This is a genomic window from Macrococcus brunensis, from assembly GCF_004359615.1.
GTDB classification, from domain to species: Bacteria; Bacillota; Bacilli; order Staphylococcales; family Staphylococcaceae; genus Macrococcus; species Macrococcus brunensis.
Window position 1 is genome coordinate 109,345 of sequence record NZ_SCWA01000002.1, and the last position, 12,288, is coordinate 121,632.

General features: G+C 42.1%; 12 protein-coding genes. 4 read left to right on the forward strand and 8 right to left on the reverse strand.

Annotated elements, in window-relative coordinates; all coding sequences use genetic code 11:
* Positions 1–7 precede the first annotated feature (7 nt).
* From ERX27_RS01550 to ERX27_RS01560, 3 genes are all read right to left on the reverse strand, one after another.
* Entirely contained in the window at positions 8–3,433 is a 3,426-nt protein-coding gene (locus ERX27_RS01550; RefSeq protein ID WP_133431072.1) for a pyruvate carboxylase, read from the reverse strand.
* A 103-nt stretch (positions 3,434–3,536) separates the two neighbouring features.
* Positions 3,537–4,727: an FtsW/RodA/SpoVE family cell cycle protein gene (locus ERX27_RS01555; protein ID WP_133431073.1), complete on the reverse strand. Its 1,191-nt coding sequence runs from the start codon at positions 4,725–4,727 to the stop codon at positions 3,537–3,539.
* Positions 4,728–4,772: 45 nt separating this feature from the next.
* Complete coding sequence (locus ERX27_RS01560) at positions 4,773–5,045, reverse strand: Fpa/YlaN family protein (protein ID WP_133431074.1); 273 nt, start codon at positions 5,043–5,045, stop codon at positions 4,773–4,775.
* 122 nt (positions 5,046–5,167) lie between these two features.
* Here ERX27_RS01560 and ERX27_RS01565 point away from each other — a divergent pair, with 122 nt between their 5' ends.
* Positions 5,168–5,644, forward strand: a complete 477-nt coding sequence (locus ERX27_RS01565) for a hypothetical protein (protein WP_133431130.1) — start codon at positions 5,168–5,170, stop codon at positions 5,642–5,644.
* A 331-nt stretch (positions 5,645–5,975) separates the two neighbouring features.
* On the opposite strand, the gene ERX27_RS01570 is transcribed toward ERX27_RS01565, so the two are convergent.
* The gene (locus ERX27_RS01570) at positions 5,976–6,302 is read right to left on the reverse strand and encodes a YlaH-like family protein (RefSeq protein ID WP_133431076.1); all 327 of its coding nucleotides are present in this window, start codon (positions 6,300–6,302) and stop codon (positions 5,976–5,978) included.
* Position 6,303: 1 nt separating this feature from the next.
* Positions 6,304–8,148 carry a translational GTPase TypA gene (typA, locus tag ERX27_RS01575; protein WP_133431077.1) on the reverse strand — a complete coding sequence of 615 codons (1,845 nt, stop codon included), beginning with the start codon at positions 8,146–8,148 and terminating at the stop codon, positions 6,304–6,306.
* A 95-nt stretch (positions 8,149–8,243) separates the two neighbouring features.
* Here typA and ERX27_RS01580 point away from each other — a divergent pair, with 95 nt between their 5' ends.
* Positions 8,244–8,429, forward strand: coding sequence for a YlaF family protein (locus ERX27_RS01580; protein ID WP_133431079.1), 186 nt, complete (start codon positions 8,244–8,246; stop codon positions 8,427–8,429).
* Between the two features lie 152 nt (positions 8,430–8,581).
* Positions 8,582–9,460 (forward strand): hypothetical protein, encoded by an 879-nt coding sequence (locus tag ERX27_RS01585; RefSeq protein ID WP_133431080.1) that lies wholly within the window; start codon positions 8,582–8,584, stop codon positions 9,458–9,460.
* Here the strand turns inward: ERX27_RS01585 and ERX27_RS01590 are convergent.
* Positions 9,442–10,263, reverse strand: coding sequence for an inositol monophosphatase family protein (locus ERX27_RS01590; protein ID WP_133431081.1), 822 nt, complete (start codon positions 10,261–10,263; stop codon positions 9,442–9,444). The two genes, ERX27_RS01585 and ERX27_RS01590, sit on opposite strands and share 19 nt — an antisense overlap.
* Before the next feature lie 85 nt (positions 10,264–10,348).
* Here ERX27_RS01590 and ERX27_RS01595 point away from each other — a divergent pair, with 85 nt between their 5' ends.
* The gene (locus ERX27_RS01595) at positions 10,349–10,939 is read left to right on the forward strand and encodes a YktB family protein (protein ID WP_133431082.1); all 591 of its coding nucleotides are present in this window, start codon (positions 10,349–10,351) and stop codon (positions 10,937–10,939) included.
* Between the two features lie 31 nt (positions 10,940–10,970).
* Here ERX27_RS01595 and ERX27_RS01600 read toward each other — a convergent pair whose 3' ends face one another.
* A complete protein-coding gene (locus tag ERX27_RS01600; RefSeq protein ID WP_133431083.1) occupies positions 10,971–11,372 on the reverse strand; it encodes a hypothetical protein in 402 nt (133 codons plus the stop codon).
* Between the two features lie 45 nt (positions 11,373–11,417).
* Positions 11,418–12,236: a DUF4064 domain-containing protein gene (locus ERX27_RS01605; protein ID WP_133431084.1), complete on the reverse strand. Its 819-nt coding sequence runs from the start codon at positions 12,234–12,236 to the stop codon at positions 11,418–11,420.
* Positions 12,237–12,288 lie beyond the last annotated feature (52 nt).

The following is a 12,288-nucleotide window of genomic DNA, read 5'->3' on the forward strand; positions in this document are numbered from 1 at the left end:
TCCTTTTTTATTGTTCTATCACTGCTAATAAATCTCCTGTCTTAACCGTACTTCCTGCTTCAACATTGATTTCCTTGATTGTTCCTGCAAAAGGAGCCTGGACAGACGTTTCCATCTTCATCGCTTCTGTAACAAGAAGAACCTGCCCCTTAACGACCTTCTCGCCAGCTTTCACTTTCACCTCTCCTACTGTGCCCGGCATCTGTGCACCGATATGAGTCGGGTCTGAGGGATCGGCTTGACGTGCAGCAGTTGAAGTGACTTCTACTGCTGCATCTTTAACATAGACTTTACGCGGCATACCGTTCATTTCGAAATAAACCCAGCGATAGCCGTCTGCATGGACATGACCAATATTGATCAGTTTAACGATCAATGTTTTACCTTTATCGATTTCTATCGCCACAATATCTCCTTTTTGCATGCCATAGAAGAAGAGTCTAGAATCAAGTTTTGAAATATTACCGAACCGTTTCTCTGTCTCTTTAAAGCTCAGGAAGACTTTTGGATAGAGCGCATAGCTGATGACATCCTGTGCTGAGACATCTGCTTTCAGCAGTTCTTTCAGCTCTTCCTCAAGCGCCGCGAAGTCAACATCCGGAATGGTTTCGCCCGGGCGGCTCTTAAGTGCAGGCTGTCCTTTTAAAATCAGCTGCTGCAGTCTTGCCGGGAAACCACCGACAGGTTGTCCGATTTCACCTTTAAAGAACTGGACAACAGATTCCGGGAAATCGAGTGCTGCCCCTTTGGCAAAGATAGATTCCTCGTCCAGGTCATTTTGCACCATATAAAGCGCCATATCACCGACCACTTTAGATGACGGTGTTACTTTGACGATATCCCCGAACATTAAATTCACACGGCGATACATATCCTTGACGTCATTAAACTGTTCCCCAAGACCCAGACTCGCTGCCTGCTGTCTTAAGTTTGAATACTGTCCGCCCGGCATTTCATGTGCATAGACTTCAGCACTAGGCGACTTGATATCACTTTCAAAGCTGGCGTACAGCGGACGTACAGCTTCCCAGTAATGAGACAGTTCATTCAGTCCTTCAATGTCTGCAGCAACCTGGCGCTCTGTGCCAAGTCTTGCATGGTAAAGAGTGCCGGCGTTCGGCTGACTCGTCAGTCCGCTCATCGCACCGAGTGCTGTATCAACAACATCCACACCTGCATCGATTGCTCTCGAATAAGTGGCTATCCCGTTACCACTTGTGTCATGGGTATGAAGATGAATCGGCATATCAACTGCCGCTTTCAGTTCACCAATCAGCTGATAAGCAGCTTCCGGTTTTAAGAGTCCTGCCATATCTTTAATCGCAAGAATGTGGAAACCTGCTCGCTCCATTTCTTTAGCCATCTTGACATAATAGTCCAGCGTGTAAATGTCAGAACGCTGTGGATTTAAAATATCACCTGTGTAACAGATGGCCCCTTCTGAAATCTTACCTGCTTTTTGTACCGCTTCGTTAGCGACTTTCATCTGGTCCAGCCAGTTAAGTGAATCAAAGATACGGAAGACATCTATCCCTGCAGCTGCACTTTCAGCTACAAATTTTTCGACGACATTATCGGCGTAGTTTTTATAACCGACCGCATTCGACGCTCGTAACAGCATCTGGAAGAGCACATTGGGAATGGTTTCTCTTAACTGTTCCAGTCTTTCCCACGGATTTTCCTTCAGGAAATTATAGGTCACATCAAAGGTTGCACCGCCCCACATCTCAAGTGAGAATGCATCTTTCAGCAGTCTGCTGGTCGCAGGTGCGACGTCCATCATGTCTTTTGTGCGGACACGTGTTGCGAGAAGTGACTGGTGGGCGTCACGGAAGGTCGTATCAGTGATTAATACGTCCTTCTGACTTTTCAGCCATTTCGCTACCGCTTCTGGACCCTCGTCTATCAGGAGCTGTCTTGAACCCGTCAATGATTTTTCATAGTTCAACTGTGGAATCATCATATCAGGTCTCTCATTTGATACGCCAGGAAAACCATTCACACTGACTGAAGCGATATATTCAAGTGTCTTTGTGCCCCGGTCTCTCGGTTCCTGAATATCAAACAATTCAGGTGTCGCATCTATAAAGTTCGTGTTATATTCGCCGCTGACAAATACGGGATGCTTCACCACATTGATTAAAAACTGGATATTCGTTTTAATACCGCGAATACGCATTTCTTTTAATGAGCGAATCATCTTTTCTTCTGCCTGCTTGAATGTGATCGCCTGAGTGGATACTTTAACCAGCAGCGAGTCATAATAAGGAGAAATCTCTGCCCCCTGGAATCCGTCTCCCGCATCCAGTCTGACACCAAAACCACCGCTTGAACGGTAAGCCATGATGGTACCTGAATCCGGCATAAAGTTATTGAGTGGATCTTCTGTTGTGATACGGCACTGAATGGCATAGCCTAAAGTCTGAATTTCTTCCTGCTGCGGCATCTCTATACGCGTGTCATGAAGTGCTTCACCGTCAGCAATCAGAATCTGTGTCTTGACGATGTCAACGCCTGTAATCATCTCAGTAATCGTATGTTCAACCTGTACACGAGGATTGACTTCAATGAAATAGAATGCGTCATCAGCGACTAAAAACTCGACCGTCCCGGCGTTAACATAGCCGACTTTCTTCATCAGCTGAACAGCCGCATCGCAGATTTTCATTCGCATCTCCTCGGACAATCCGACAGAAGGTGCCACTTCCACAATCTTCTGGTGACGTCTCTGTACAGAACAATCACGCTCAAATAAATGGACGAGATTGCCGTGCTGGTCACCTAAGATCTGAACTTCGATATGCTTCGGATTCTTGATCAGTTTCTCCAGATAGACTTCGCTGTTGCCGAATGACTTCTGTGCTTCAGATTTTGCTCTTGTGTAGGCATCTTCCAGTTCAGCTGCATGTTCGACGATCCGCATCCCTTTACCTCCGCCTCCGGAGATAGCTTTAATGATAATCGGAAAGCCATGTGTTTCTACAAATGATGTCACTTCATCAAAAGACTGGACCGCTTCCTTTGTGCCGGGAATAACCGGCAGTTCAGCAGCAGTGGCCTGACTCCTAGCCTTCACTTTATCACCGAACATATCAAGATGGCGCAGTTCAGGTCCAATGAAGATGATACCCTCTTCTAAACATCTGCGTGCAAATGTTTCGTTTTCACTCAGGAAACCATAGCCTGGATGAATCGCATCAGCACCACACTTCTTAGCAATACTGATGATGCCTTCAATATCGAGATAGCTTTCAGTTGGACTTAAGTGCTCACCCACTAAATAAGCTTCATCCGCTTTGTAACGGTGCAGGGACCGGCTGTCTTCCTTGGAATAGATGGCAACTGTCGGAATACCCAGTTCAGTAGCCGCTCTGAAAATACGGATCGCAATTTCTCCGCGGTTTGCTGCTAAAATCTTCGTAATTTGGCGCATAGTCATCCTCCTCAAAATAAAAAAACATGCCAGCCCTGCTGACACGTTTATTATACAATATGAACAATCACTCTGACATTTCAAGATGTGACGATATAGTTATTTAACGGTTTAAGCGCTCCTGTTTAACGTGCTTAGAAGCCATCAGCAGTAAACCGACTGCGATAGAAAGACTCAGCATACTGGACCCACCGTAGCTTAAGAACGGGAGAGGCACCCCTGTCAATGGAATGAGCCCCACTACACCACCCAGATTGATAAAAGTCTGTATCCCGATATAACTTGCCACACCAATACAGATCAGGCGATAGAACATGGATGTTGCAAGTGCTGCATACATAAACCCTTTATAAACGATAAAGAACAGGAGTGAAATAATGATAATAACACCCACTAATCCGAGTTCCTCCGAAATAACCGCAAAGATGAAATCGGTATGCGGTTCAGGCAAGTAACCAAGCTTCATAATACCGTTACCGAGACCACGGCCGAATAAGCCACCATTACCGATTGCCATCAGAGAATTGGAGAGATGATAACCAATACCACTCTCATCTTTAAAAGGATTCTTCAGTACTTCGAAACGCGCGACCTGGTGAGGAGATAAGAGACTGCCGTTAGCCACTAAGTTGTAAAGAAGAGAAACGCAGGCAACCCCAAAAATGACTGCAGCCGTTTTTAACATCGTATAGAAAGCAATTCCTGAGTACATCAAAATACTGATGATAATCATAAATATCAGGAGCGTTGATCCCATATCCGGCTGAAGCATGACAAGACCTGAACAGAAACCTATCAGAATAATAGGCGCTACCAGATCCAGGCTCATCTGATTTAGATTTTTCTTTTTATCATAAATATAAGCTAAATAGATGATCGTGACGATCTTCAGAAATTCAGCTGGCTGTATCATCATAATACCCGTATTCAGCCAGCTCTTCGAACCATTGACTTCTGTACCGAAAAGCATCGTCGCGATCAGAAGAATCAGTACACCGATGATTGAACTTTGCTGGACACGCTTATTTTTAATGATATTGATATGCATAAAGTAAGTCATAAAGAAGACGATGCCGAAACTTAAGATAATTGCAAACAGCTGTCTTTTGTAAAAGTAAGTTGAACTGACAGCCCCTGCACCAGACAGCATCCCACGAGGACCGCCAACCATACTTGCGCTATAAATCATGACGAGACCGATTGTACATAAAACGATGTAGATAATCAAAAGCGAAAAATCAACATACTTGGAATAATCTTTTATGTATTTAAAGAACCTTCTTAACTGATTCACAACTCAACCACTCAATTCTAATAAAAATAGTCTAAAGCACCTGCTCTAGACGTTGGTAAATGCATCATGTAACTTGGAAAGTTCTTTTTCCAGGCCGGATAACAGAGTTTTTCCAAATTCTCTATCTATTAATCCAATCTTCGCGGCAAACTCCACTTCTTTACTCAGACCATACATCTGCGTATCGAGGACTTCTTCGTAAAGCGGACATTGGGGCATCGTTAAGTTATCCATCTGAACTTTAATCAGCTGCAGTATTTTTTCTGCATCCTGATTAAGCTGGTCATATGCCTGTTGTTTGTAATCGACTGGTTCCATAGACATACACCCCTTTTTCTTCTATACTTTAAAAGTTTATAGTAGCCCTGTATAAAAATCAAGCAAAAGTACATGACGGACGGGGCTTGTGATAGAATTATATCAAAGGAGTGAGGGACTTGATTATACAAATACAAGGGAATGTTAAATTTAAAATCACGCTTGATCCATCGACGTGGATTTTTGATGATCGTAAAATTACGATTGAAGAGATGGAAGCAGGTAAAACGACAGGCGTTGAGCCTATTTTATTCAAAGATAACAAAGCCTGGAACCGTGATATATTAGAAGGCGGCGCAAAACCACCGACATTAAATTCAGAGAAAAAGTTCAAGAAACAGCAGCTGCTTGAAAGTACATATGTCATCAATCTGGCGCCTTTTTTCGCGATTACAGAACCGAATGCAGATGCTAAAGTTATCAGATTATCGAATGGCAGTGAACACGAAGATATTAAGCTTGCCGACGTCGACAAGCTGTTCTTCCAGTTTTCTAAGAATGGTAAACGTCTTTATGAAGACGGTATGGTCGATGCCTTCATCTATGACAGTGAATATCGTCAGAAGATTGAGCATGTCAATGCAATTGAAGTGATATAAGATACGAGTGATGAACGGAATTGTTCATCACTTTTTTTATTTTAGCTGGGTTATGAGCGATAAATCATTATTATCAACGGTAATTCACTGAATTTATCAGCCTGAACCTAGTTACCAGCGATAAATCGCCATTATCAACGGTAACCCACTAATCTCATCCGCCTGCTCCTAGTTACCAGCGATAAATTGTCGTTATCAACGGTAACTCACCAATCTCATCCACCTGACCCTAGTTACCAGCGATAAATCGCCGTTATCAACGGTAACTCACCACACACACCTCTTTCACTCCACAATAAAACCCGCACAGATAATCTGTGCGGGTTCATTTTTACTGTTTACGTTCATTATGCAGTCTCAGTCGATAAAGACCGAAGACGATAGCTGCCAGTATCAGACTTTCGCCGACTGGCAAAAAGACAGCCAGGAATGTCAGTAAGATACAGCCCAGGAAAAGCAGGATATAGATTACAATATTCTGCCACAGCTTCAGTTTACGTGCAAAACCGAGGTGATATACGATGGCGCTTAAGATAAAGATCGCAATCAACAGCATCCACATACCTTGCTGTGGATGTGTATCCACCTGGAAAAGCTTCGCAAGGAAAGAAAGACGTTCGGACGGATTTGTGCTGACACCTTTACTTAAGCCGAGCATCTTATTCCTCTTCTGCTAAAGCAGCAGCTTTTGCTTTCTTCTGTTCACGTTCACGCTGTGCTTTATCTAAAGTTTTCTTTCTGAGACGGATAGACTCAGGTGTAACTTCCAGTAATTCATCGTCATTGATGTATTCAAGCGCTTCTTCAAGCGTCATGATTCTTGGTTTTTTCATTGTTGTTGTCTGTTCTTTAGTCGCTGAACGGATATTGTTCGCTGCTTTTACTTTTGTGATATTAACTGTTAAGTCATTGTCACGAGAGTTTTCACCGACAATCATCCCTTCGTATACTTCTGTACCAGGCTCCATGAAGTTAACGCCGCGGTCCTCTAATGCTAAGATTGCATATGTACTTGCAACCCCTTTATCCATTGAGACAAGAACCCCATTATGACGGCCACCGATACGACCACGAAGGTACGGACGGTATTCATCAAATGTATGGTTTAAAATACCATAACCACGTGTCATAGACATGAATTCAGTACGGTAACCGATTAAGCCACGTGCAGGCACGTTGAAGATCAGACGAGTCTGACCGTTAGACGTGCTCATATCGACCATTTCACCTTTACGTGTTCCAAGTGACTCGATGACTGAACCTGTATTCTCTTCAGGTACGTCAATCTGTACACGTTCATAAGGCTCATATTTTTTGCCTTCGATTTCTTTGATGATGACTTCTGGTTTAGAGACTTGAAGTTCAAAGCCTTCACGACGCATGTTCTCGATCAGGATAGATAAGTGAAGTTCACCACGACCTGATACTGTCCATGAATCCGGCCCAACTGATTCAACGCGTAATGATACGTCTGTTTCAAGCTGAGATTCTAAACGGTCCTGAATATTACGAGCCGTTACGAACTTACCCTCTTTACCAGCGAATGGTGAGTTATTCACTGAGAAAGTCATCTGTAATGTCGGTTCATCGATACGTAAAACTGGTAATGCCTCCTGGTGATCAACAGGTGTCACTGTTTCACCTACGTTGATGTCTTCCATACCAGAAACGGCAATTAAGTCACCTGGGTATGCTTTTTCGATTTCGACACGTGATAAGCCGAAGAAACCGAAAATTTTCGTCACACGGAAGTTTTTCACTGTACCGTCAATCTTGATTAACGCAACTTGCTGACCGACTTCCATCGTACCACGGAAGACACGTCCGATACCGATACGCCCTACATAGTCATTGTAATCAAGTAAAGCTGTCTGGAACTGAAGCGGTTCGTCACGGTTATCGATCGGTGCCGGAACATATTCAAGAATTGTTTCATATAAGCACTGCATGTTCTCATCTTGTGTGCTTGCATCAAGACTTGCTGTACCGTTGATTGCACTCGCATAAACAACCGGGAATTCCAGCTGGTCATCATTGGCATCAAGTTCGATAAATAAATCATATACTTCATCAAGAACTGCTTCTGGACGCGCAGATGGTTTGTCAATCTTATTAACAACAACAACTGGCTTCAGATTTTGTTCAAGCGCTTTTTTCAGTACGAAACGAGTCTGTGGCATTGTACCTTCGTAAGCATCTACAACAAGAACTACACCGTCTACCATTTTCATGATACGTTCTACTTCCCCACCGAAATCGGCGTGGCCTGGAGTATCCAGGATATTGATACGTGTTCCTTTATAGTCAATAGCTGTATTCTTCGCTAAAATCGTGATTCCACGTTCTTTTTCAAGCGCGTTAGAATCCATTGCACGTTCTTCAACATGTTCATTTGCACGGAAAATACCTGATTGTTTTAATAATTCGTCTACTAATGTTGTTTTACCATGGTCAACGTGGGCGATGATGGCAATGTTACGCACATCTTCTCTGTAATTTGTCATGTTATGTCCCTTTCACATCTACAGTTTATTATGTAACTGTGATATTATAGCATATATCAGAAATTTATACTATATAGCTGTACGAAGGGAATCATATGAAAAAAAGTAAAGCCATTTTTCTGCTGCTCGCATTTCTTGCAGTCGTCTGTATGATCGGTATCAGTGCCGGTCTTGCTGAAGGCAGTGTCTTAACAATATTGATCAGCATTATCCTTTTTGTCGTCATACTTGGTTATGGATTTACATTGAAGAAAAAATACCGCGAAAATCACTGGCTGTAAATTTTCTTCAAAACCATCCACTTTTATCACTAAAAATGATGAAAGACCAGCAGTTTATCATAAACTGCTGGTCTTTTATTTATTTTTAGCATTTTCTGCGATTTGTCAGTCCTGTCCTTCCATTATAAATTAAGAATGAAAGGAGAGAGGTCATGATTGTCAAAAAAAGAACTTATCCTGTGCTTGCCCGTCTAGAGGCGCTCCGACATCGTTCTACTTTATCTGAAAATGACTTGCACATGTTACAGTCACTCACCCATCAGAAATCAATGGAAGAACAGTTTGAAGCATTTTTAACGCCGGAAGTAATCGCTAAAGTTGATGTCATCTGGCATTATACTTATCAGGATTATCACCGTAACATTCATTTAAATGTCATTCTAGTCGAATCTGATACGATCCACCTGCTAAAACTAAACACTTATCAGGGCTTACACACTATTAAACATCAAGGGATGCTCACAGAGTTTTTTTCCGGCAGAATCCATGAAGACTTAGCACAGCTGATGAGCATCAAACTTGGCCTTCAATATCTGATGGACCGAACACTGAACATCGAGATGCGGGCAGTATGTCTCAGTCCTGATTTTGAACTGGATGCGCATAGTCAGAACAGAATGATTCTGACAGCAGAAACACTACCTGACTATTTGACTCAGATGACGACATCTAAAATAAACTTAAGCTATTCTGCTATACAGTTTGCTGAAACGACGGATGTACCTTACAAAGTAGCCGCGAGCATTAAAAACGGACTTCGCTGTCCTCATTGTGAACAACTATCAGAATTTAATTTTCACCATCATCTCATCCTTTGTCTGAAGTGCCGTGAAATTTCTCAGCTTGAGCAGGCATTTATAAGAGCTGCACATGAATACATGTCCCTCTATCCTGAAAATAGACTGACAAAGGATATTATGTATAAATGGTGCAACAAAAAAATACCTGCTGCAAAAGTGGCTTCTCTGTTAAAGAAGCACTTTAAGACAGCAGGTAAAACGAAAGGCACTTATTATCTGTTAGAGAATTGACCTTGATGAATTTCACTTAAACGGGAACGGTATGGTCCTAAATAATCATTAAGCAGTTCCTGGTGCAGACCTGGATTTGCAACAAGTATAGAATTGGAATGCAGCGGATCAAGCTTCTCGCCTAACTGGTTAGATACAACTGCGCCCACTTCTTCAGCGATTATCAGACCACCGCTGAAGTCCCAGGGGTGTAGTCTAAGTGTAATGTAACTATCAATAATACCTAGTGCAACATAGGCAAAATCAAGTGCTGCTGAGCCGTAACTACGGGAGCTGCGTGCTGCTTGCACAATCGGTACATACATATCTCGTGTCCGCTCTTTTGTCAGCCAGTTCGGATTCATGGAGATAATGGATGTGACAAGCTTTGTATCTTTTAGTGCAGGTAGTTGCTGATCATTTAAGTATGCACCGTGACCCGCTTCAGCATGATAAAGTTTATCGTTCATCACATCATAGATGACGCCTGCATATTTTTCACCGTTATAAAAAATACCGATGGAAATTGCGAAATTCTGCTGCTGATGAACAAAATTCAGTGTGCCATCAATTGGATCGATCACCCAGAGATACCCTTCCGTATCCGTCACATCCTGGCCATGGCCTTCTTCACCGATGATGCGATGATCCGGATATTGTTCATTGATCTGTGAGACCAGAAAAGCTTCTGTCGCTTTATCCATATTGGTCACTAAATCGTTAGGATTGGATTTTGTTTCTATAATAAGTTCCTGAGACAGTTCTTCTCGTATTCTCTGTCCTGCAAGAAGCGCGATTGACTTTGCGAATTGATAAATTGACATAAGCGTTCCTCCTTGATTTAATTCTATTATACATGAGTCACCATTCAATCAAAATTAATTGGTTTAACAAAAGTAGGAGGACAAGATGTATCACTTTACAAAAAAAGACTTCAACGTTTTTGAAATAGACGGTCTTGAAAATCGAATGGCCGCCCTCATTGAAACTACTCGCCCGAAACTTGAAAATCTAGGTGAGTATTTCAGTGATTTCTTAACAGCCCATACAGGAGAAACTTACTATCCACATGTAGCCAAACATTTAAGACGAACAACAAATCCACCCAATGACACGTGGGTCGCTTTTTCAACTCATAAACGCGGCTATAAAATGCTGCCTCATTTCCAGATAGGCTTATTCGGATCCCATGTCTTTGTTTTATATGGCATCATCTATGAATCACCTGAGAAAGATAAAACAGCAGAAACATTCCTGAAAAAAGAAAAGACAATACTTGCTCTGGAAGACTTCATCATGAAGCGAGACCATATGAAAGAAGCAAGTGAAGTCATAGAAGAAGAAGCACTTCATAACAATATTCTTCGTCTTAAAAATGTCAAAAAAGGTGAGCTTCTTTTCGGTAAAATATACGAGCCTGGACATCCGGCTTTAAAATCTGACAAAGTATTTCTGAAAGAAGTAGAAGATACTTTCTTGAAGCTGATAGAACTCACATAACTCACTTCCCTCAATTTAAAAAGTCTCTGACCTAATCAGTCAGAGACTTTTTCATATTCACTACGATGAGTACTCCGATTAAAAGAACTGGTACAATCACTAGCGGAAGAGAGATGACGATTGCAACCACAAGCAAAATATTTAACAGACTTTTTCGTATTACATTCAATGCTGTTATAAGTACAGCTGCTAAACTCACCAGCCAGATGCTCAGGCCAAGTACCGCCCTTCGCATAACACTGACCGTCATTTCGTAATTAAAAATCAGCAGCATGCCTTGTGAATAAGAGATTCGTTCTTCTTGTATCATTTCTCTGATACGGTGATTCCAGCCGCCTGTAAACTCATTGATAAAACCAGGGTCAAAAGTCAGAATCATTATTTTAAGCGGGAAGAGCATAACCGCTCCAGTAATGATAAGTGAAATAACCAATAAGATTTTCTTCATACTTACAAAAAAAGAGCTTTTCAGCTCTTTTTAGTCATTGTTGTTCATACGGTTATTGTAGTTCTGGCGACGCTCTTCTGTCGCATCAACTGTTTTGTCGACGTACTTCACGCGGTCACCCTCTGAACGGTGATAAGTTACAGTATCGTCTGTATCAACAGGTGTTGTTTCAACAGTACGCTCTTCTGTCACAACTGTTTCCTGAGGACGCTCAACTTCTTCCGTACGGTCTACATACACACCTTCACGTTCTGTACGATCAATGTCGTTATAACGATCACGTTCGATGTCAGCGTCACGGTCTACATAGACAGGTGCTGCCTCGCGCTCACGGTCATAAGACACTGTTTCATGATCGTGATAATAGTCTTCGTTGCGGATGACTTTATCCTTACGTGCAAACAGCAGAATTGCTGCGATGAAGAAGAATAAAGGAATCCAGAATAAAGCGATTGTCACGAATAAAGGCGCAGTCAGTAATCCAGCAAGTAATAACATAACCCCTGCTAAAATACGTTTTTTCATTGATAATAATCCAATGAGACCTAAAATAAGAGGTAACGCTAAGTAAGCCATGATGCCCCAGGCAATTTTCATGATGTAGCTGACAAACTCAGGTACTGTCATGTTATTCTGAGCCATCAAATCACGGAAATCTGATAGCTGAGGGTTTTCACTCAACTGACGTTCCATCTCATTCATAAAGTTCGGATCATTACCAGATACAAGTAATGAATAAAGACCGAGTCCTAATAATCCGAGCAGTGATAACCAGCCTAACCATCCAAAGATTTTCTCCGGAATTCTGCTGACAGGTTTCACTGTCTGTGTATACTCTCTTCTCGCCATATTTTCATCTCCTTAACTGTATTTAATATTTCAATACCCTCATGAAGCAATG

What these genes read in the sequence shown, in the direction of transcription:
- ERX27_RS01595 (WP_133431082.1), top strand. Translation starts at nt 10,349, where the DNA reads ATGTATCACTTTACAAAAAAAGACTTCAACGTTTTTGAAATAGACGGT.
- ERX27_RS01570 (WP_133431076.1), bottom strand. Translation starts at nt 6,302, where the DNA reads ATGCTCGGCTTAAGTAAAGGTGTCAGCACAAATCCGTCCGAACGTCTT.
- ERX27_RS01550 (WP_133431072.1), bottom strand. Translation starts at nt 3,433, where the DNA reads ATGCGCCAAATTACGAAGATTTTAGCAGCAAACCGCGGAGAAATTGCG.
- ERX27_RS01560 (WP_133431074.1), bottom strand. Translation starts at nt 5,045, where the DNA reads ATGGAACCAGTCGATTACAAACAACAGGCATATGACCAGCTTAATCAG.
- ERX27_RS01580 (WP_133431079.1), top strand. Translation starts at nt 8,244, where the DNA reads ATGAAAAAAAGTAAAGCCATTTTTCTGCTGCTCGCATTTCTTGCAGTC.
- typA (WP_133431077.1), bottom strand. Translation starts at nt 8,148, where the DNA reads ATGACAAATTACAGAGAAGATGTGCGTAACATTGCCATCATCGCCCAC.
- ERX27_RS01585 (WP_133431080.1), top strand. Translation starts at nt 8,582, where the DNA reads ATGATTGTCAAAAAAAGAACTTATCCTGTGCTTGCCCGTCTAGAGGCG.
- ERX27_RS01605 (WP_133431084.1), bottom strand. Translation starts at nt 12,236, where the DNA reads ATGGCGAGAAGAGAGTATACACAGACAGTGAAACCTGTCAGCAGAATT.
- ERX27_RS01590 (WP_133431081.1), bottom strand. Translation starts at nt 10,263, where the DNA reads ATGTCAATTTATCAATTCGCAAAGTCAATCGCGCTTCTTGCAGGACAG.